General features: G+C 58.4%; 22 protein-coding genes and 1 tRNA gene. 15 read left to right on the top strand and 8 right to left on the bottom strand.

The genetic code is table 11. The features are described from left to right. Positions 1-287: 287 nt before the first annotated feature. From GOV53_RS10535 to GOV53_RS10525, 3 genes are all read left to right on the top strand, one after another. Positions 288-1,274 carry a hypothetical protein gene (locus tag GOV53_RS10535; RefSeq protein WP_170466331.1) on the top strand — a complete coding sequence of 329 codons (987 nt, stop codon included), beginning with the start codon at positions 288-290 and terminating at the stop codon, positions 1,272-1,274. A gap of 64 nt (positions 1,275-1,338) precedes the next feature. Next, entirely contained in the window at positions 1,339-2,634 is a 1,296-nt protein-coding gene (locus GOV53_RS10530) for a lipoprotein-releasing ABC transporter permease subunit (protein WP_170466328.1), read from the top strand. Beyond that, on the top strand, positions 2,627-3,313 hold the full coding sequence (locus GOV53_RS10525) for an ABC transporter ATP-binding protein (protein WP_170466326.1): 687 nt from the start codon (positions 2,627-2,629) through the stop codon (positions 3,311-3,313). The genes GOV53_RS10530 and GOV53_RS10525 overlap by 8 nt, the downstream gene beginning before the upstream one ends. On the opposite strand, the gene GOV53_RS10520 is transcribed toward GOV53_RS10525, so the two are convergent. Continuing rightward, complete coding sequence (locus GOV53_RS10520; RefSeq protein ID WP_170466324.1) at positions 3,297-3,734, bottom strand: DMT family transporter; 438 nt, start codon at positions 3,732-3,734, stop codon at positions 3,297-3,299. The two genes, GOV53_RS10525 and GOV53_RS10520, sit on opposite strands and share 17 nt — an antisense overlap. 92 nt (positions 3,735-3,826) lie before the next feature. Between GOV53_RS10520 and GOV53_RS10515 the strand changes: the two genes are divergently transcribed. Further along, entirely contained in the window at positions 3,827-4,225 is a 399-nt protein-coding gene (locus tag GOV53_RS10515) for a c-type cytochrome (protein WP_170466322.1), read from the top strand. Between the two features lie 3 nt (positions 4,226-4,228). On the opposite strand, the gene GOV53_RS10510 is transcribed toward GOV53_RS10515, so the two are convergent. Both GOV53_RS10510 and GOV53_RS10505 read right to left on the bottom strand, forming a co-directional pair. Then, the gene (locus GOV53_RS10510) at positions 4,229-4,903 is read right to left on the bottom strand and encodes a hypothetical protein (protein ID WP_437436794.1); all 675 of its coding nucleotides are present in this window, start codon (positions 4,901-4,903) and stop codon (positions 4,229-4,231) included. Positions 4,904-4,962: 59 nt separating this feature from the next. Further along, positions 4,963-5,625, bottom strand: coding sequence for a DNA-3-methyladenine glycosylase I (locus tag GOV53_RS10505; RefSeq protein WP_170466318.1), 663 nt, complete (start codon positions 5,623-5,625; stop codon positions 4,963-4,965). Between the two features lie 416 nt (positions 5,626-6,041). Between GOV53_RS10505 and GOV53_RS10500 the strand changes: the two genes are divergently transcribed. The 7 genes from GOV53_RS10500 to GOV53_RS10470 all read left to right on the top strand — a co-directional run bounded on the left by GOV53_RS10500 (position 6,042) and on the right by GOV53_RS10470 (position 13,936). Further along, positions 6,042-6,992 (top strand): ABC transporter substrate-binding protein, encoded by a 951-nt coding sequence (locus GOV53_RS10500; protein WP_170466316.1) that lies wholly within the window; start codon positions 6,042-6,044, stop codon positions 6,990-6,992. Between the two features lie 10 nt (positions 6,993-7,002). Further along, positions 7,003-8,052: a betaine/proline/choline family ABC transporter ATP-binding protein gene (locus GOV53_RS10495; RefSeq protein WP_170466315.1), complete on the top strand. Its 1,050-nt coding sequence runs from the start codon at positions 7,003-7,005 to the stop codon at positions 8,050-8,052. Next, entirely contained in the window at positions 8,049-10,115 is a 2,067-nt protein-coding gene (locus tag GOV53_RS10490; RefSeq protein WP_170466313.1) for an ABC transporter permease, read from the top strand. The genes GOV53_RS10495 and GOV53_RS10490 overlap by 4 nt, the downstream gene beginning before the upstream one ends. 109 nt (positions 10,116-10,224) lie before the next feature. Beyond that, a complete protein-coding gene (locus GOV53_RS10485; protein WP_170466311.1) occupies positions 10,225-10,890 on the top strand; it encodes an NnrU family protein in 666 nt (221 codons plus the stop codon). 72 nt (positions 10,891-10,962) lie between these two features. Next, entirely contained in the window at positions 10,963-11,484 is a 522-nt protein-coding gene (locus tag GOV53_RS10480) for a DUF2478 domain-containing protein (protein WP_170466891.1), read from the top strand. Positions 11,485-11,570: 86 nt separating this feature from the next. Continuing rightward, positions 11,571-12,818: a D-arabinono-1,4-lactone oxidase gene (locus GOV53_RS10475; RefSeq protein WP_170466308.1), complete on the top strand. Its 1,248-nt coding sequence runs from the start codon at positions 11,571-11,573 to the stop codon at positions 12,816-12,818. After that, positions 12,815-13,936 (top strand): alanine racemase, encoded by a 1,122-nt coding sequence (locus tag GOV53_RS10470; RefSeq protein WP_170466305.1) that lies wholly within the window; start codon positions 12,815-12,817, stop codon positions 13,934-13,936. The genes GOV53_RS10475 and GOV53_RS10470 overlap by 4 nt, the downstream gene beginning before the upstream one ends. A gap of 88 nt (positions 13,937-14,024) precedes the next feature. On the opposite strand, the gene GOV53_RS10465 is transcribed toward GOV53_RS10470, so the two are convergent. Next, positions 14,025-14,108: transfer RNA gene (locus tag GOV53_RS10465), tRNA-Tyr, on the bottom strand. Positions 14,109-14,224: 116 nt separating this feature from the next. On the opposite strand from GOV53_RS10465, the gene rlmB reads away from it, so the two are divergent. From rlmB to GOV53_RS10445, 4 genes are all read left to right on the top strand, one after another. Further along, entirely contained in the window at positions 14,225-14,998 is a 774-nt protein-coding gene (gene rlmB / locus GOV53_RS10460; RefSeq protein WP_170466302.1) for a 23S rRNA (guanosine(2251)-2'-O)-methyltransferase RlmB, read from the top strand. Positions 14,999-15,122: 124 nt separating this feature from the next. Continuing rightward, positions 15,123-15,293, top strand: coding sequence for a hypothetical protein (locus GOV53_RS21515; RefSeq protein WP_367648771.1), 171 nt, complete (start codon positions 15,123-15,125; stop codon positions 15,291-15,293). Positions 15,294-15,398: 105 nt separating this feature from the next. Continuing rightward, positions 15,399-15,851 (top strand): YHS domain-containing (seleno)protein, encoded by a 453-nt coding sequence (locus GOV53_RS10450; protein ID WP_170466299.1) that lies wholly within the window; start codon positions 15,399-15,401, stop codon positions 15,849-15,851. Between the two features lie 198 nt (positions 15,852-16,049). Next, complete coding sequence (locus GOV53_RS10445) at positions 16,050-16,520, top strand: CoA-binding protein (RefSeq protein WP_170466295.1); 471 nt, start codon at positions 16,050-16,052, stop codon at positions 16,518-16,520. Positions 16,521-16,524: 4 nt separating this feature from the next. On the opposite strand, the gene GOV53_RS10440 is transcribed toward GOV53_RS10445, so the two are convergent. From GOV53_RS10440 to GOV53_RS10425, 4 genes are all read right to left on the bottom strand, one after another. Beyond that, positions 16,525-17,100 carry a hypothetical protein gene (locus GOV53_RS10440; RefSeq protein WP_170466293.1) on the bottom strand — a complete coding sequence of 192 codons (576 nt, stop codon included), beginning with the start codon at positions 17,098-17,100 and terminating at the stop codon, positions 16,525-16,527. Between the two features lie 73 nt (positions 17,101-17,173). Then, entirely contained in the window at positions 17,174-17,491 is a 318-nt protein-coding gene (locus GOV53_RS10435) for a phosphoribosyl-ATP diphosphatase (protein WP_170466290.1), read from the bottom strand. Further along, the gene (hisF, locus tag GOV53_RS10430) at positions 17,488-18,249 is read right to left on the bottom strand and encodes an imidazole glycerol phosphate synthase subunit HisF (RefSeq protein ID WP_170466287.1); all 762 of its coding nucleotides are present in this window, start codon (positions 18,247-18,249) and stop codon (positions 17,488-17,490) included. Before hisF ends, GOV53_RS10435 begins: the two co-directional genes overlap by 4 nt. A 150-nt stretch (positions 18,250-18,399) precedes the next feature. Further along, a complete protein-coding gene (locus tag GOV53_RS10425) occupies positions 18,400-20,445 on the bottom strand; it encodes a transporter (RefSeq protein ID WP_254439263.1) in 2,046 nt (681 codons plus the stop codon). Positions 20,446-20,547: the final 102 nt, after the last annotated feature.

Below are 20,547 nucleotides of genomic sequence, written 5' to 3'. Positions count from 1 at the left end.
AGTTTCTAAAAATAAGCAAAACGCGAAATAAAGTTGCGTTTCGAATGTTGCATTTTGAGTTCAGTTTGCCTCGCCATGCTCACATTGACTTCATACCTGAAACAATGCGGGGTTGTCTGTGATTTGCGTCACAACTAGTGGTGTATTTTAGGATCATGTAGACACCTATAGATCGAGCGCCTTATCCGAAGGCTCAGACTGATTCGCATCCCTTGGGATGCTTACCGCGAATTGGACAGGTCGATTTTTGCTGATACACGACCCAAAACCAAGAAAGGGTCCGTGAATTGCTGAGCTTCGCAACGGTCGTGTTTTCCAAGGACTTTCCCCTGCTGGAACTTCAGGCGCTGTCCTTTGCCCGTTTTGTCGACCCAGATCTTGTTGGCTCGATTCATGTGATCCTGAACGATTCACACGAAGACAGGCTGCGAGCGCAGGTCGAACCCATTCTGAACGCCTATGGCCTGCATCGGTCTAAGGTCCGGGTGGTGGGCGGCGACGAACTGCTGTTGCAACCCGGTCAATACGCGCGGCGGTCCTTTTTGGACCGTGTTCTGATCGAAAACCGCTTTCGTATCCCCGGAGCGCGCAAACACGGCTGGCGCGGGACCAACGGCTACCGCAGTCAGCAGGTGCTCAAACTGAGCGCTGCGCGGTTCGCTGCCAGCGAGAACTTGGTGATCCTGGACACCAAAAACCTTTTTCTGCGCAGCTTTGACGGGTCCGAGTTCTTCGCGGAGAGCGGCGCGGCGCGCATGGCGTTCATCGACGTCGAAAGCGAGTTTCACCGAAAATGGTTACTTGAAAGCCTGGATGCTCTGGGCGCGCCGCAGATCGATCCAAGTGGCCTGCGCACCACGACGTTTTCGACACCCTTTGCGGTGCGACGTTCGCTGATCTTGGCTCTGCTGGATGAGATCAATGATCGCTATGGCTCGGTTCAGTCTTTGTTCGGTTCGCGCAGGCGGCCGTCCGAGTTTATGCTGATGAACGCCTACTGCTTGAAGTCGCCGGAAGGTTATGCGCCATGGTTCGAAGACAAAGCGCAATGCAATATCGGGATTTGGCCGTCCTATTCACCTGAGGTGGTCGAAACGCAGCTGGCAATGCTGGAAGATCCGGCAGCCTTGACGCTGGGCCTGCATAACCGGGCTTTGTCGAAGTTGCGGACCAACCTGCGCGACCGCGTCTTTGCCGAGTTGGAACATCGGGGCATATGCGATCGGACCCACGCAGAACAGGTGTTAAACCGCGCCGCCAGCCTGACGGGCTGACAACCGGGTTGACCATCCGGCGAAATGCCGAAAGGGTCGCGACAACCAACGAACCGGAGCAGGCATGGCCAAAACACCCCCGCCCTTTGCCCCTTTTGAATGGAAAATCGCCTGGCGCTACCTACGCGCGCGCCGCGCTGAAGGCGGCGTGAGCGTGATGACATGGATTTCGCTTATCGGGATCACTTTGGCTGTCTTCGCGTTGATTGCCACGCTGGCTGTGCGCTCGGGCTTTCGGGCCGAGTTTGTGGGAACCATTCTGGGTGCAAACGCGCATGTGACCGTCTATTCCGCCGGTGAGTTCGATGGTCACGGCAACTTGATCCGCCGGATTGCGGATTACGACGAGAGGACCGCGCGTATTGCTCAGGTGCCGGGTGTCGAACGCGCGGCTCCGTTGGTTAAGGGGCAGGTTCTGATCACCAATCGCGACCGCAGTAGCGGCGTTGAGGTGTTTGGCATCCGTCCGGATGACCTGCGCGATCTGCCGGGCGTCGCAGAAAGCGAACAGGCAGTGGGTGATCTGGTCGAATTCCAGGATGGAGAGGACGTGATCGCCATCGGCTCGGGCGTGGCGCGCAGCATCGGGGCGACGGTGGGCGATACGGTTAAGCTGACCTCGCCAAATGGCGTAAAGACCGCGTTTGGGACATCGCCAAGGGTGAACGCTTATCGCGTGGTCTATGTGTTCTCGGCCGGGCGTTATGACATCGACCGCACTCGCCTCTACATGCCCTTCGAACAAGCCCAGAGCTTCTTCAACCGCGAAGGCGTGGCCGATGAGATCGAAGTGATGGTCGAACGGCCCGAGGAGCTGACCCCGATCCTGATCCCTATCCTTGAGGCGGCGGGTGAGCGCAGCCAGATCTGGACATGGCAGGATGCATCGGGCGGATTCCTGCGGGCGCTTGAGGTCGAGGACAACGTGATGTTCATCATCCTGTCGATCCTTGTCCTGATCGCGGCGATGAACATCGTGTCCGGCCTAATCATGCTGGTCAAAAACAAAGGCCGCGACATCGGTATCCTGCGCACAATTGGTCTGAGCGAGGGTTCCGTGCTTCGTGTCTTTTTCATCTGCGGGGCGTTCACCGGCATAATCGGCACTGCAATGGGCGTGATCCTGGGCTGCCTGTTTGCGATCTATATCGATCCGATCTTCTCGTTCGTGAATTACGTGATGGGCGGCGGCGTTTGGGATCCTTCCATTCGCGGCATCTATTCTCTGCCTGCCGAGTTGCACTTGTCGGATGTACTTAAGGCAATTGGACTATCGTTGGGCCTTTCCTTCATCGTCACTTATTTCCCGGCCCGCCGTGCGGCGCGGCTGAACCCGGTTGAGGCGCTGCGCTATGAATGATGTCACGATGCGGCTGGATGGTCTGACCAAGACTTATCTGAAAGGCACACCCGGAGAGGTTCAGGTGTTACGCGGTGTCGATCTTGAACTGCGGGTCGGTGAAGCCGTGGCGCTGGTCGCGCCCTCGGGAGCGGGCAAATCAACGTTGCTGCATATCGCCGGCCTGCTGGACAGGCCGGACAACGGATCGGTCGAAATCGCGGGTCAGAACGTTGCAGGCAAGGGTGACCGGACCCGCACCGCGCTGCGCCGGCAGGATGTGGGCTTTGTCTATCAGTTCCACCACTTGCTGCCCGAGTTCACCGCGCTTGAGAACATCACTCTGCCGCAACTGGCCAATGGCGTTTCCGAGAAAGCGGCGCAGGACCGGGCGATGGCTTTGCTGGATCGCGTGGGTGTCGCCGCGCGCGCGGATCACCGCCCCGCCGCCTTGTCGGGTGGCGAACAACAACGCGTCGCTTTCTGCCGCGCTTTGGCCAACAAGCCACGCGTTTTGCTGGCGGATGAGCCGACGGGCAATCTGGACCCTGAAACCTCGGATCAGGTGTTTGATGCGTTAATGGCGCTGGTACGGGACGAGGGACTTTCCGCCCTGATCGCCACGCATAACATGGATTTGGCCGCGCGCATGGACCGCAAGCTGCGGCTGGAAGCGGGTGTCCTCAGGCCAGTTGAGTGATCGCGACGCCAACGGCCATCACAGCAATGCCTCCGGCGCGTATCCATGTCAGCGGCGTCACCTGAGCGCCGAACAGACCGAAATGGTCGATTGCTGCCGTGCTGATCAACTGCCCCAGCAGCACAAAGAACACCGCATTGCCGACACCGAAATGCGGCGCGACGTGGGTGATCGAGAGAACGTAGAACGCGATCAGAACACCGGCCAGCAGCAGGTGCTTCGGGGCCTGAGCGACCTTGGACAAAGCTTCGAACCCGGGGAATAGCAGCATCACCAACGCAGACGCGCCAAAGGCGATGGCAAACAGGACCACAGCAGCGGTAGTCGGCGATCCGATCAACTTGCCCAGGGCTGCGTTCAACGCCGCCAGGATTGGGACTCCGATTCCGGCTGCCAGCATGATGGCTGCATATTGTGTCATGGCCCGTATCCTCCGCCTTCGTTGATCTGGATCATTGCGCCAAGCTGGCCATCGGGCAAGCCTGCAAATGTCAATCGTGACAGGAGGATGCGATGATCAGACCGATGTTCGGAGCCGTTTGTGCAGGCGTGATGGCGTTCGCGTCTCAGGCCGTTGGGCAAAATGTCGAAACGGGGGCTGAGCTATATCAACACTATTGCGCCACATGCCATGGAATCGAGGCAACCGGGCATGGCCCGATGGCTGGTGTGCTGGTGATCCAACCTACCGACCTGACGCAATTGGCTGCCGAGGACGGGGTGTTCCCGACCGCCCGAGTCGTGGCGCGTATCGACGGGCGCGATCCTTTGGTCAGTCATGGTAGCCCGATGCCCGTATACGGGCCATATTTCGAGGGGCAGGATACGTCTATGAAAACGCCTGACGGTCAGCCGATCCTGACCAGCCAGCCGATTGTCGATCTGGTGGCGTATCTGCAGACGCTTCAATAGGCCTCAGCCCTCGCGACAAATTCCTTCGACCTTTGCCCCGCTCCACGGGATGACCACGGCACGTTCACGTTGTGCGCCGGGCAGGGGGGACAGGTCGAAATGGGCGCCCAGCATATCATGCAGACGTTTCGTCCGCGGCGCAGTGGGGTCGAGCGCGCGGCAGCACACGTACTCTTCGACGATCGCCCCCTGTTGTTCGAAACCGTAGGACAAGAAGTCAGGCGATGTATCAAGGTCGAACAGATAGGGATCTGTGTTGCCTCCATGCTCTGCCGCGGCGCGTAGGGGGTGGTAGCCAGTGACGGCTCGGTTCTGCCACTGCCATACATGGGTCAATTCATGCGCTAGCAACATCGCGGCAATCAGATCCATCTGGTCGGGGAAGTCGGACATATAGTCCTCAAGGTACCAGTCTTTTGTGAAGTAGACCTTGTTGAACAAGGCAACGGCAGCCGGTTTTGCGGTGACAACACCCTCTTCGGTCGGGGGCAAAATGCGTTCACGGCAAGCCAAACGCGGCCGGTCTTTTCGGTAGAACGTAATCGGCGCAACAGGGGCGCCTTCGACGAGACGCACGCGATCCAGGTTCAGCGTTTCACCCTGTACGGCGCTTGCAAACGCGCGTTCCTGATTGGTCAGCGGACGGCCACAGGCTGCTACCAAAAGAAAAAGCGTCATTAAAATACGGCAAGCCATAGACAAAGCCTAATCCGAAGAACCCGCGCTGCAAGCTGTTTTCAAAGGCTCATTGCCAAAACACGGCTTATTTCAGTGAGTGACCGGCCTGATTGGTCCATCCAGGTATTGAAGGCCTCTTGCACCGCTGCCATCGCCTTTTTCGAGGTCGGTGTTTTGTCGACAACGCCATCGGCAATCAGCCGCGCAGTGACGTCCTGCGAGAGGATGAAGCTGTCGCGCCCGGCAAACCGCATGGCATATTGCGCCGAGGCACCGCCAAGGCGCGAACCGCGTTTGCCCAGCATTGCCAGCAGTCCGACATAATCGGTCGAGGGCCAGCCCCCCAGAACCTGACCCGCACCGCCTTCTTCGCGCAGTTCCAGCAGAAAAGCGGCATTGTCGCGAACGGCTGCAATCTTGGTCCCGTTGCGCACGATGCGCGTGTCTTGAAGCAGCGCGTCGAATTTTTCGTCATCCATGAAGGCACAGCGCCCCACGTCAAACCCGTCAAATGCGGTTTCGAACCCCTCCCATTTGTTCTCGATGACCTTCCAATTGAAACCGGCCTGAAAGATGGTTCTGGTGATGATCGATAGCCAGCGGTCATCTGGCATGGCAGCTAGGTCTTCCAAGCTTTTGGGTTTGCTCAGCTTTTGCTCCAGTACCGCTGCGCCGCCATGGCGGTCGGCCGCTATCTCGAAAACTTGGTCAAAATGGCGCATACGCTGTCTCCTTTGCCAGCAGGTTTGCCCGAGGAATGCTGGGTTGCAAGGTCTCAAACCGTGACTCGTTGCCGGATTCAGGGTGCCGCGAAGATAGGCGCAGGGAAGAAAAAACCGAGTTTGATAAAAGAAAAGCTCGACAAAACAGGGGATTCGGGTTTGTGATTGACTCGTCAATCAATGTCCGGCCGAGGAAACGGTCAAAACACATACGGTCGGGCGTTATGCAGATTGCAGCAGGTGGGGACTTGCGGCTTGGTTTTGGGCGAAAAATTCCGTCCGTGGCCGAACTGTTCACTTCCCTTTTGCGGCTAAAATTGTGCATGTTGCGACATGGTATTGTCGTCCGACACGCGTCTCGGTGCGAAAGTTTGCACTGGGCAGGGCGATGAACAGAAAAGACAGGGAGAATGTCGATGAAAATACTCAGTGTCAGCCTGTTGGCGATGACGGTAGCCGGCTCCGCCTATGCCGCCGATATGGGCGCCGTGGACGAGCCGATCAAACTGGCGATCAACGAATGGACCGGTCAGCACGTGACGACCCATGTCGCTGGCGAGATGCTGAAGGCCGCGGGCTACAACGTCGAATTTGTCACCGCCGGCATGATGAACCAGTTCCAGGCGATTGCAGATGGCGACATCACTGCAACGCTGGAAATCTGGTCGTCAAACGTATCGGATGAATATGCCAAGAAGATTGAAGAAGGCACGGTCGTTGAGATCGGCGATCTGGGTCTGGACGCCAAGGAAGGCATTGCCTACCCGGCGCACGTGGCCGAACTGTGCCCAGGTCTGCCTGCATGGGAAGCGTTGAAAGACTGCGCGCAAGTCTTTGCAACTGCAGAAACTTTGCCTGGTGGCCGTCTGGTCGATTATCCGGCCGACTGGGGCACGCCCGGTGCTGACCGTATGGTTGGTCTTGAGCTGCCGTTCAAAGCTGTTCCTGCGGGGTCCGAAGGTGCTCTGATCGCTGAACTGCGCGCCTCGACCGAGCGCAAGTCACCCCTGCTGATTACTTTCTGGCAACCGCATTGGGCGATGTCGGCTTATGACGTTCAGTTCGTTGACCTGCCGGTCGGTGAAGAGGCGTGCTTTAACGACCCGGCATGGGGCCCGAACCCAAACGCTGTGAACGACTGTGATTTCTCGCCGTCGCGGATCTTCAAGGCCAGCTGGAGCGGCATGGAAGACAAATGGCCTGCAGCCTTTGAAATCCTCTCGAACTTTGAGCTGGCAGTTGAAGATCAGCAGCCGATGATGGGCGCAATCGACGTTGACGGCGGTCAGGTCGAAGAAGTTGTTGCCGCATGGATGGCCGAGAACGAAGACAAGTGGCGTCCGGTTGTTGACGCAGCAACGCAGTGAGTTCGCATAAGTGACTTACGCGAATACGCCAGCCATCGCCTGCCGGAATCTCTGGCAGGTCTTTGGCCAAGGCGCAGAAAAGGCCCTGACCGACGCGCTGTCTCAGTCAGGGAATGACGCAGACAAGGCCGCTATCGATCTGCGCGAACACGGGTTCATTCCGGCCGTTCAGGATGCCAATTTCGACGTGAAAGAGGGCGAGCTGTTCGTCATCATGGGTTTGTCCGGGTCCGGTAAATCCACGCTGATCCGTTGTATCTCACAGCTATTGCCGGGCACCGGCGGAGAGATCCGGGTCGATGGTGAGAATGTCGTTGGCGCATCCAAGAAAACGCTGACCGATCTGCGGCGGAAAAAGCTGGGCATGGTGTTCCAGCATTTTGGCCTGTTCCCGCATATGACCGTCGCCGAAAACGTGGCTTATCCGTTGCGCGTGCAGGGCGTTGGCAAAAAGGAACGTCTGGCCCGCGCGCAAGAAGTGATCTCGCTGGTCGGTCTGGAAGGCCGCGAGGACAGCTTCCCGCGCCAGCTTTCCGGTGGTCAGCGCCAGCGGGTGGGGATCGCGCGGTCCTTAGCTGTGAACCCCGATATCTGGTTTCTGGATGAGCCGTTCTCGGCCCTCGACCCTCTGATCCGTCGCCAGTTGCAGGACGAATTCCTGCGCATTCAGGCGACGCTGAAGAAATCCATCGTCTTCATTACGCATGATATCCAAGAGGCGCTGAAACTGGCGGACCGCATTGCCATCATGCGCGATGGCAAGATCGTTCAGATCGGTACGCCGACGGACATCGTCCTGCGTCCGGTTGATGACTACGTACGCGAGTTCTCGAAAGATGTGGCCAAGGGTCAGCATGCCAAGGTCGCCTCGGTCATGCGCGACGAGGCCGAACGCGGCCCGGATGATCCGGGTCTGACGACCTCGATGACCTTGGACGCCGCATTGGCACATTGCATGGAACTGTATGAGCCCGTTCCGGTGCGTGATGAGGCTGGCAACATCGTTGGAACCGTTCATCCTTCGGATCTGGCAGCCGCGCTGCAGGTGGAAGAAACATGACCGCTGTCACGGACATCCCTTCGCAAAGCGACTTGCGGCTCACGGTTGGGGCCAAGGCCGCGTTGATCGCGGTGGTGGTCGGTGCGCTTTGCCTAACGCTTGAAGGCGTCGCCCCTTGGCTGGTCAAATGGCCCGCCGCTTGGGAATTGCCGGCCACTCAGTGGGTTGGTGCCTTTCTCGATTGGTTTCTGAACGGCATCAAACCAGCCATGCGGTTGTTTTCCGACCTGATGGCCTATCCCATGAACTGGGCCAACTTTCTGTTGGGCAGCACGCCCTGGCCGATCCTGATCGGCCTGGTCACAGCGCTGGGCTGGTATTTGGGTGGCTTGCCTATGGCAGCGCTGGGATTCTTTGGGCTTTGTTTCGTACTGGCATCAGGGTACTGGGCCGAAAGCATGAACACTCTGGCGCTGGTCGCGGTCTCGGTCCCTGTCGCGCTAACTGTCGGCGGCGCAATTGGCATCCTCGCCAACGAAGTGCCGCGCGTGAAGTCCTTTGTCCAAGCGGTGCTGGACGTGATGCAGACGGTACCGACCTTTGCCTATCTGACCCCGCTTTTGCTTCTGTTTGGCTTTGGCCCCGTTGTGGGTCTGATCGCCTCGGCCATCTATGCGGCGCCCCCAATGGCGCGCAACGTGATGCTGGGTCTGGAGCGGGTAGAACCCGAGATCAAAGAGGCCGCGATCATGTCCGGCGCAACGCGGTTCCAGCAGTTGTTTCAGGTGGAAATCCCCGCTGCGGCCACCCAGATCATGGTCGGCGTGAACCAGTGCCTTATGGCGGCCCTGTCGATGGTGATCATCGCGGCTGTGATTGGCGGATTCAATGACATCGGGTGGGAAGTTCTTCTGACCATGCGCAAGGCGCAGTTTGGCGAGTCGCTTATGGCCGGTCTCGTGATCGTGGTTTTTGCCGTGGTGATTGACCGCATGAGCGGGACGCTGGCGACCGAGCGCAAACAGTACGACCGGCGCGTTGTCTGGGCTGTGCTTGGGTTCACCGCACTGTTCACCGCTGCCTTCTGGGCGTGGCTGCCGAACCCGTCCGAACTGACCCTGTTGGACCCGGTGGCCGCAGCTGTCGATAGCGGTCTGACCGCGTTTACCCAAGCCAACGGGCCGTGGTTGGACGCGCTCAAGAACAACTCGTTGTTCTATGTGCTGCTGCCTTTGCGGATCGGCTTGGACCAGGCGGTATTACCCTTTACCTGGGGCTTTCAGTGGACGCCCGGCATGAGCTACGGCCTGTTTGCCTTTGGCGTTGCCGTCGCAGGTCTGATGGCTTGGCGCGGCCAACTGACCGCCGGTTTGGTCATTCTGACCCTCATCGGCATGTTGGAAACCGGGATATCGAACCTGCCTTGGCCCTTTGTCCTGACCGCAGTAGGTGCGCTCAGCTATGTCGCGGGCGGTTGGCGTCTTGCGGCGCTTTCGGTCGGACTGCTTTGCACCATTCTGGTTTCGGGATTGTGGGAGCGCGCCTTACTGTCGCTCTACCTCAGCGGTGCGGCGGTGTTCACCTGCGCGGTTGTCGGAGGATTGATAGGTCTGGCCAGCGCGGTGTGGTCCCCGGTCTGGAAAGTCGTGCGCCCGATCTGCGACATGCTGCAAACTATCCCGCTGTTCGTCTTCCTGATCCCGGTTCTGATGGTGTTCCAGATCGGCGAGTTCTCGGCCTTTCTTGCGATTTGCGCATACGCGATCGTCCCGATGATCCGATACACGCGGCATGGTCTGGTCAACACCCCGGACGAGATGATGGAAGCCGCAATCTCCAGCGGTGCGACCGAGTGGCAGATCATGCGCGATGTTCGTGCGCCCTATGCCGCGCCGACGATCCTGTTGGGGCTGAACCAGACCATCCTCTATGCCTTTGCCATGTTGGTGATCGCGGCGCTGATCGGAACCACCGGTCTGGGTCAGTCGATCTATCTGGCATTGGGACAGGCGGATGTGGGGCTGGGCATCTCGGCCGGTGCGGCGATGGCGATTCTGGCTTTGATCGCCGATCGCATCGTGCAGGGCTTTGCCGAGGAACAACGCAAGGCATTGGGCCTGTAAACTTAGGGCAGGGGCGGCGCGTTCGCCCCTTCTTGCCCACACTTGATTTCGGACAAGGACTTGGCGGTTTCGGGGGCGTAGGCCCGTTGTGACATGTTCGGAGACAATAATGACCGGTTGGGCCTTTTTCCTTGCAGCTTTGATCACCTTTCTTCTCAGCCACGCTATCCCGGTGCGTCCGGGTGTGCGCGGGCGTTTGATCACGGCACTTGGCCGCAAGGGCTATTTCGCTGCCTATTCCGCGCTATCGCTGCTTGTCCTGGCCTGGCTAATCGTTGCTGCGGCCCGCGCACCTTATGTTGAAGTTATCCCGCCGCTCGGCGTCTTTCGCTGGGCTCCATTTCTGGCGATGCCGGTGGTGTGCTGGCTGGCGGTGGCAGGTCTATCAATTCAGAACCCGTTTTCGTTTGGCGGGATGGGAAACCGCGCCTTCGATCCTGAGAATCCGGGGATTCTGCGGACAACACGTCATCCCATCCTGGTCGCTTTGATGCTGTGGGCGGGTGCGCATCTTTTGGCGAATGGAAGCCTGTCCCATGTGATCCTGTTTGGGCTATTCTTCGGGTTTGCTTTGGTCGGCATGGCGCTGATCGACCGCCGCAAGCAACGTGAGATGGGGGCCGAGTGGACGCGACTGTCTCGGAACACCGCCCGCGTGTCTCTGCACGCGCCACAGCCCTGGCCGCGCCTTTGGGTCTGGCTGGTCGCGCTTGTCTTCTTCGTGGTTCTGTTTCACCTGCACGCACCTGTGATCGGGCTTTCTCCGGCTCCGTAAGGCAAAGGAGTGGTCGTGCAAGCACTTGCGTGCTATCTGGAATGTCACACATTTGTACCAAGGGGTCCTTCGATGCATCTGGCCTATGTCACCACCACCGACCGCGGAGCGACGGATCGTCTTCTCAGCGCGGTTGCGGAACACCTGTTGTCCAAGGGGGCAAGCCTGGCGGGCGTGGTGCAAACCAACACCGAATGTGCCGACAGCAGCAAATGTGACATGGATGTCCGCGTTTTGCCCGAGGGAGAAACCATTCGGATCTCGCAATCCCTTGGTGAGCAATCGCGCGGTTGTCGTCTGGACCCCGCGGCGTTGGAGCAGGCGGTGGGGTATGTGACCTCATCTCTGGCCGACGCACCGCAGCTGCTGATCATCAACAAATTCGGCAAGCATGAGGCCGACGGACGTGGTTTCCGCCCTGTGATCGCAGAGGCGCTGGCGCAGGACATTCCCGTGCTAGTGGGCGTGAACGGCCTGAACCGGGAAAAGTTCGACGCCTTCACAGGCGATGCAGCTGAACAGATCGAGCCGAATATCGAAAGCATCACAGACTGGTTTGACCGCGTGACCGCGCAGCGCGTGGCGGCAGCCTGATAAAGCTCCCGTAGGGTAAGCTTCTGTTATCCTGACTTGTTTCGTGCCGCTACTGCTGCAATCCTCTTCCGCGGAGGAGAGACAGTATGTGGACCAACTGGGCCGGAAACCAGCGCGCTGACACACCAATTGCGCGCCCGTCGTCAATTGCCGAACTACAGCAAGCGATAGCGCAGCCCCAAAGCCTGCGGGTGTTGGGGTCAGGGCACTCGTTTACTCCGATTGTGGCCGGTGGCGACCGGATACTGGATCTTTCGGCACTGAACCTGCCCACTCTGGGTGACGTTGAAGACGGTCGCGTCTGGGTCAATGCCAACGCGCGGCTGCGCGATCTGTCCCCCGCGCTGGGGGGCAAGGGGCTGGCCTTTCGCAATCTGGGTGACATCAACGCACAATCGCTGGCCGGTGCGGTCTCGACCGCGACACACGGCACTGGGCGCGAACTGCCCTGCCTTGCCGCAGAGATCACCGCTGCGCGGATGGTTTCGGCGAGCGGAGATATCCTGACCACCGAAGACATCCCCCTGGAAATGGCGCAGGTCACTTTGGGGATGCTGGGCGTGCTAACCGAAGCACAGATTTCTGTCGTTCCGAAATACAATCTGCGTCGACAAGTGAACCTGAACTCGGTTCAGGATAGCCTTGCGACGATGCACCAGAAATGGGCCGAGAACCGGAATTTCGAGTTCTTCTACATCCCATTCACCGGAAAAACCGTCGAGATTCGCCATGCGCTGACCGATGCCGCAGAAACCAAGGCGCCGCGTGATTTGGATATGATCGCAGTGAAGGTTCTGAAGCTTGCCCGTAGCGCAGGAAAGGTCAGCGAGGGTCTGCGCGGTGCCTTGCTCAAGCTGCTGACCATGGCGCAGTCGGATGAGGATTATGTCGGCGAAAGCTGGCGTGTGTTGTGCAGCGACCGGCGTATTCCGTTCAAAGAAATGGAGTACCATCTGCCCCCCGATGTCGCTGGGGACGTTCTTCAAGAGGTGCTCACGCGCCTTCATCGTGACCACAAGGACATCTATTTCCCGATCGAGGTGCGGCAGACCGCGGGCGATACCGCCTGTCTTTCTCCGTTCCAGGGTGGGAGGCGCATCTCAGTCGCTATTCACACCGACGCGAGCGAGGATCACCAACGTTACTTCGATGCGATTGAGCCCCTATTCGTCGAAGCAGGGGGGCGGCCCCATTGGGGCAAGATGCACAGCCTGACCTATAAAAACCTGTCGACGATGTATCCGGATTTTGATCGGTTCTGCGCCCTTCGCGAACAGGTTGATCCGGATGGAAAGTTTCTAACGCCAGCACTCGCCCGGCTGTTTCGACCATGACCGAAGCTTATCTGAAGACGCTGTCGGATACCCTGCGCGCCTATGGCGTAGATAAACCTGTTGTGGTCGTCGATCTGGATCGGTTGGATACAAACTGTTCCGTCGCAAACAGCGCTGCCGACGCTGGTCTAGCGCGCCGGTTGGTCGCCAAATCCTTGCCGTGCCTGCCCTTGTTGGATTTCATTCGCGACCGCATTCCGACCTCGGGGCTGATGACCTTCTCGGAACCAATGCTCCAGGCGCTGTTGTTGGCCGAGCCGGACACGGACCATCTGCTGGGAAAACCGCTGCCCGTGACTTCGGTCGCGCGGCTTTTGTCGGATAGCCCAGACGCTGCGCGGCGCGTTCAATGGTTGATCGACACTCTGGCGCGACTCGGGGAATACCTGACCCTTGCAACGGACCGCAAAACCCCTCTGCGCTTGTCGCTTGAGCTGGATATCGGTTTGCATCGTGGTGGAATACGCCCGGGGCAGGTCGCAGAACTGGCGCAACAAATCACGATCCATCCTTACGGACAGCTTGTCGGCGTGATGGGGTACGAGGCGCATTTAGCCAAACTGCCGGGTTTGCTACGCAAGCGGGCCGAACGGGCCAGTGCTGCTGCGTTTCGCGCCGGTGTTTCGACCCTGCCAGAGGGCGGGCGCGGCCTGTGCCTGAACACGGGCGGCAGCCTGACGTTTCAAAGCTATTTTGCCAACGGTCTGGCGACCGAGGTCGCCTTTGGGTCCGTTCTGGTCAAGCCCAGCGATTTTGACCACGAAACAACCCGGTCCTTTGAGCCGGCGGCTTTCATTGCGACTCCTGTCCTCAAGGCGCTTCCGGGTAACGCGCTGCCGGGGTTGGACTTTCTGCCGCGACGGAAAACAGATATCGCGGTGTTCGGTGGGCATTTCCTGGCACAGCCCGTCTTTCCCGAAGGCTTTGGCTATTCTGGGATTTTCGGCCGCTCCAGCAATCAAGAGGTCTGGACCGGGCCCAACGCAGCCTCGGTCACGCCCGGCGACATCGCTTTGTTGCGTCCGACTCAGAGCGAGGCCGTATTGAACCAGTTTGGACGGATACTGGCGATCAAAGAGGGCAAGGTCGTTCACGAGTGGGATTGCTTGCCAAATTAGCAGCCGCCTGAGTTGCTCCACAACTTATCGCGGCAAAAACAGCGCAGCACCGCTGCACAACACCATTACTTTCAATTGCTTGGAAGAATGGTGGGCGACCCTGGAATCGAACCAGGCGTGCGTCTCCGCGAGGGAGTTACAGTCCCCTGCCACACCTTGCGGCCTGTCGCCCACTGTCAGGCGTTGCACCTGACGTGGAGGCGTGATTACTAGCGCCTTAAAGGAGCGTCAACAGGAAAATTCCGCTTTGGCGCAGGAAACCGAATTCCCGGCCCGGAGGCCCAAGAAATGAAGAAACCCAAGTGGGTCGTAGAAAAGGAACAGGCGCGCAAAGCTGCGGCGTCTGAAACCGTGTGGTTGTTTGGTCTGCACGCCGTTCGGGACGCTTTGATGAACCCGAACCGGCAGAAACAGCGCCTGATCGTAACGCGAAATGCGCGGGACAAGCTGGCGGAAGCCATTGAATTTGCAGGGGTCGAGGCCGAAATGGTCGACCCGCGCAAGTTCAACGCGCCGATTGATCCCGGATCCGTGCATCAGGGCGCCGCGCTTGAGGTCAAGCCGCTGGACTGGGGCGGGCTGGCCGAAAACTGTATTGGACGCGAACATCCCAGAATCATTCTGCTGGACCGTGTCACCGATCCGCACAATGTCGGGGCGATTCTTCGTTCGGCTGAGGTGTTAGGCGCGAGCGCGGTCATCGGTACGCGGCACCATTCCGCTCCGGAAACAGGAGCGCTGGCGAAAACGGCCAGTGGCGCGTTGGAACGCCAACCGTATCTGCGGGTGCGCAATTTGGCCGACGCGATTGTCGAACTGCAGGGCATGGGATTCCTCGTGCTGGGTCTGGACGGCGAAGCCGAGGACACGATCGAAACCGCATTGGGCGGCAAGCTGGACCGGCCTGTTGCTTTGGTTCTTGGGGCAGAAGGGCCGGGGTTGCGGCAAAAGACCAAAGAAACCGTTGATCAATTGGTGAAAATCGACGCAGCCGGAGGGTTTGGCTCGCTCAACGTCTCAAATGCTGCCGCAATTGCCCTATATGCGTCAAAGCACCGATAGACAGGAGAGTCCCATTCCCAGCCCGTCCAAAATCGCGACCTGTTGTTATTGCGGAACCCGTGCTGCGCTGGTTCTGAAGGGAAAGCAACGCCACGAGTTGAGTTGTTCCAGCTGTGGGGCCCCGTTGCATGACCTCAAGATGGTGCCCAAGCGCAAGCTGAGTGACAGTAAGCCGAAGCGTGAAGGCTATACCTCGGCACTGCCTTACAAGAACAAAAAGAAAAAGAAGATAAAGGGTCTTTTCGCGCGTGTCATGGACGAGGCCTGGGATGTCGTCGAGGATATTTTTGACTGACACCGGCGCAATACGACACGGCTGTTCACAAGCGCGTTAATTGGGGTGTTTTGAGCGCAAAATGATTGCATTTTGATACCCTGACTTTGTAACCGTGAACTCGCAATGTCGATCAGAAAAATCATACTTGGGGCGATAGCTGCCCTTGCCCTCGTCCCTGCCGTCCGAGCCCAGGACATGCCCGTCTATTTTGAAACAGACGGCGCGGTCATGGCGGGCTTTGATCCTGTGTCTTACTTCCAGGGCACGGCCCCCGTTAGAGGCATGCCGGAATACGCGGTGATCTGGAAAGGGGCAGAATGGCATTTCGCGTCGGCCGAGAATCGCGATCTGTTTGAAAGCAATCCGCGCGCATACGCCCCGCAGTTTGGCGGTTACTGCGCCTATGCCATGGCTCAAGGTTTGCTAAAAAGCACCGATCCCATGCTGTGGGATATGGTGGACGGTCGGTTGTACCTGACCCATTCGCCCGAAATTGAAAAAGTTTGGCGCGGCGACCGGGCTGAATTCATTGAGATGGCCGAAGAAAACTGGCCGGTCGTTCTGTATCTTGACTAGGCGGGAGTTCGCTTTTTTTACTCTGTCATCACAAAAAAGCGACGCGCCCCTTTTTTTCTCTGAACTTATGCCTAAATGTCACAGTGACCGCGGAACGGAACTGCCGCGGGTCATTTCACTGTCCCTCGTTCCAACAACTGGCGCTCAGGTTCGACCTGGGCGCTTTTTTCTTGGCCGGACCGCGTCTAGGGTGGCCGCATGACGGATTACACAGACTCTTTTCTGAAAGATATCCTGCAACGCACAAAGGTCGTCGCTGTGGTTGGCGTGTCGATGAATCCCGTACGGCCCAGCTACTACGTTGCGCGGTATCTGTCGCTAAAAGGGTACACGGTCATTCCTGTGAATCCCGGCCATGCGGGGAAAGCGCTGTTTGGGCAAACCGTTCGGGCGTCTTTGGCCGAAATTTCTGAACCCGTCGACATGGTCGATATCTTCCGCCGATCCGAGGCCGTTCCTCCGATCGTTGACGAGGCGTTGTCGGCCTTTCCCGATCTGCGCACCATCTGGATGCAGATTGGCGTTGAGCATCCGGAAGCAGCCGCCAAGGCACAAGCGCGTGGTGTGGATGTCGTGATGAATCGCTGTCCGAAAATCGAGTATCAGCGATTGTTCGGTGAACTGCGTATGGGCGGTTTCGCAACCGGGGTAATTTCGTCCAAGCTGTGATTGGTCAGGTGCCGGGCTGGAGTTTCATCCGGGCGACCTGTTCCAGACGGCGTTTTTCCAGAACAACGTCGCGGGGGACCCATTCGTATCGCGTGTCTTCGACCAATGGTGACCAGTACAGCACTCCGCCATAGCGCCAGGGGTCCAGAATAACCCCTTCATACATCGTATCGCCTTTGCGGCTGACAATCGCGGTGCTGTGGTCAATGCGAAACGAGTTGTCGGCGTTGGCGATGGCGCGGTGCAGTTCCAGCGTTTCAAAGTTTTCCTGCTTTAGCCTGCGTTCGATGTCTTCGGCCCAGTGCCAGCACAGCCCACGTGGGCGCAGGCCTTTGTTGACCTTGGCATTGTGAATCAGGGGCGGGTCGGTGATTTCGTATTCCTGCACCAGTTGGGCGGTGTAGGAATAGGCAATGCGCGCGGCGCGGTCGGCCTCTTCCGGGTCGATATCCGGGCCGAGGCTGCGGATTTGCGTCGCCAGTCGTTGCACTTCGTCCCCGGTCTGGGGCGGCGGCGCGGAACAGGCGGCAAGCGTTACAAGCGAAAGCAAGGCCAGCAAAACGGCCAGAGTTCTGGTCATGCCCGTGTCCCTCGGTCGGTCAATACACTGACACAGCACTATATACGGCAGACGGGCAGGGCGGAACCCACGCTTAGGTCTTGGGGCGCGATGCCTTTTCGGCAATGCCGCTGGTGCCCTGACGGCGACCTAGCTCGGTCAGCACATCATCCAGCGCTACATCCCGTGACGCCAGCATGACCAGAAGGTGATAAAGCACATCCGCGGCCTCGGATGTCAGCTTTTCCTGATCACCCTTTACGGCTTCGATGATGGCCTCAATTGCTTCTTCCCCGAACTTCTCGGCGCATTTCTCGGGGCCTTTGGTCAGCAGTTTGGCCGTCCAGCTCGAGTCGGGTTCAGCCACCTTGCGCGCTTCAATCGTGGCGGCCAGATCGTGAAGGATGCTCATGTCAGCCTCATTGGAATGCCAGCTGCGGCCATGTGTTCCTTGGCCTCGCGGATTGTGTATTCGCCGAAATGGAAGATCGACGCCGCCAGAACGGCGCTGGCACCGCCCTTGGTCACGCCTTCGACCAGATGGTCCAGGTTACCGACGCCACCGCTGGCAATCACCGGGACATCCACCGCGTCGCTGATCGCGCGGGTCAAGGGCAGGTTGAACCCTGCTTTGGTGCCATCGCGGTCCATCGAGGTCAGCAGGATTTCACCCGCGCCTTTGGCCACAACGGTCTTGGCAAACTCAACGGCGTCAATGCCGGTGGGTTTGCGTCCGCCATGGGTGAAGATTTCCCACTTGCCCGGGCTGACGGTCTTTGCGTCGATGGCGCAGACGATGCACTGACTGCCAAACTGGTCTGCGGCTTCGGCGATGACGTCAGGGTTTGCAACAGCGGCAGAGTTGAAGCTGACCTTGTCAGCCCCAGCCAGCAGCAGGGCGCGCACATCGTCCTTGGTCCGTACGCCTCCGCCCACGGTCAGTGGAACAAAGCACTGCTCAGCCGTGCGCTGCACCACGTCAAACATCGTGCCACGGTTTTCGTGGGTGGCATGAATGTCCAGAAAACAGATCTCATCCGCGCCGGCTGCATCATACGCCTTGGCCGATTCAACCGGATCGCCCGCGTCCCGTAAACCTACGAAATTGACACCTTTGACCACACGGCCATCGGCGACGTCCAGACAGGGAATAATGCGGGTTTTCAACATGGCAGCGTCCTTTGCTGCCGCACCTCTAACGTCAAAGCCCCGCCGTTTCCAGTGCCGTTGAGGCTGTTGCGGAAATCGGCGGGGCGATTGGCTTTGTCGTCCTGGTGCTACAGCCTCACCCGACTTGCGACCTTGCGAGCCGCTGCGACTTTACTTCTCGTTTTGCAGCCACTGCAGTGCCGACAAAAGGTTGGCCTTGTCGTCGGTCCAAGGTCCGCGTCCATCCGAAAGGACAGGTTTCCATTTGTCGTCGGCTAAGAAACCTTCGATCCTGGCTTCGTCCGGGCTGATAATCGCGACGATGGAGTGATTGCCTCCTGTGTATTCGGAATCTTTGTCAAGGAAATGCCTTTGCAATGCCATGTGAAGCCCAAGTTCGTCGGCAATGCGCGCCAGTGGCGTCGACAGCTCGTAGTAGCGGTTGCTGATATGGAAAACCAGAACGCCGTCACCTGCCAGGCGCTCGGTGTACATTTGGACGGCTTCTTTGGTTATCAAATGCAACGGGATCGCGTCCGAGCTGTAGGCGTCCAACACGAGAATATCGAATGTATAATCCGTTTGCGCCATGACAATCCGGGCATCTCCCAGATGCGTAGGCGAATCCGGTGCACATTCCGAGATGTAAGTGAACATTGAGGGGTCACGCGCCACACGGTCGACCATGACGTCGATTTCGAAGAAGGCCCATTCCTGGGTCGGAAGCTTGTAACAGGACAGCGCCCCGACCCCGAGACCAACAATGCCGATACTGTCGGACTGGCGGCCAAACTCGGACGTTATAACCTGCGCCATCGGACCTTTCGGGTAATAGTAGGACTGTGGCGTGGGTCGCGTGCCAAACTCGGATTCAAACTGCAGACCATGCAAAGTGGTTCCGTTTTGGTACAGCCGCAAGTTGCCGGTCGTATAAACCTTGTGAGTTCCAAAGAAACTGCGGTCCTGAAACAACGAGTCCTTTTTGTCCGAGAATATGGGCAGCATCAGCGCTGCGATGATCACGACAATGCTGGCGGGGCGATTTCGGAATAGGGCAAAGGCTCCGATCAGCATTGAGATTACAATGATCGTCTGCAATGTCGCATCGTCAAATGGGTTTGAAGCGCCAAACACTCCGGCTGCATACAGGATCGGATAGCTCGCGAGAAACCCGAATGCCAGCGCCCGTGGGGTAATCGGGCCTTTCCCGAACAGAAGCAGTCCGCCTGCGAGAATCATGGTCAGTTGGGCTTCGACCTCTTGCGCGAACACAAGCGGTGCGATGATCGAATTGAACAGTCCCCCAAACGCACCGCCGACCGAAAGAGCGATGTAGAAGACTGTCAGTTGCTCGGCCGGTGGGCGCATTTCGTACAGCAGCCTGTGTGCATAAAGGGCGATTACGAACAGGACGGGCACGTACAAAAGGAAAACGAAGGGGGTCGAAAGCTGGTCGACGATTTTGGTCAGAAGCACTGTGCCAAGCACCAACGCCAGAAGCATTGGGATTTGAAGCGACTTGACGCTCAGCCTTTTTAGTTTTGCAAAGGCGAAGATGAACGACAGAAGGTAGGTCGCCAAAGGTACAACCCAGATCAACGGGATCGAACCCAGGTCAGTGCTGGCCTTCGTGGTGAAGGACAGCATCAGCGATGAAGGCACAAATGCGATGATGATCCATTTCGCGATCTGCTTCAGCTTGGGTGTGCTGTAGGCGACATCGGTTGTTGGTGCCACGGCGAAGGTGTTGGCCCCGCGCACTGTCACCAGTCCGCTGATAAGCAACAGCCCGCCAAACATAACAAAGCCTACTGACCAAATGTTGCTGGTTTCACGTGCGCCCAAAAGGGGGTCTGCTAGCAAAGGAAAGGCCAGAAGGGCCAGCAGAGAACCGAAGTTGCTGGCACTGTAAAGGAAGTAGGGATCATCCGCCGAAGGGCCGCCTGAACGGGCGTACCACGCCTGCAACAAGGGCGCATTTGCAGACAGAACCGCGAAAGGTAGGCCGACACCAAGCGCAAAGAGCTTAAGGGTTTGCCAGGCGGTGGAACTGGATGCGTCGTAGCTCCAGCTTTCGCTGACCGACAAAGGTAGTAAGGTTAGCGCCGATGCCCAGAACACCAGATGTGTCACAAGCTGCCAGCGCAGCGACAGCCATTTTGTCAGAACGTGCGCGTAGATGTAGCCAACAATCAGCACCACCTGAAAGAACAGCATTGCGGTCGTCCAGACCGCGGGTGCTCCGCCAATTTGGGGGAGGACCAATTTGGCAAATAGCGGCTGGACAAAGAACAACAAAGACGCACTGACAAAAATTGT

It is taken from the genome of Ruegeria arenilitoris, from assembly GCF_013035315.1.
In the GTDB taxonomy this organism is placed as follows: Bacteria; Pseudomonadota; Alphaproteobacteria; order Rhodobacterales; family Rhodobacteraceae; genus Ruegeria; species Ruegeria arenilitoris_D.
This window is presented reverse-complemented; position numbering and strand designations above follow the sequence as displayed.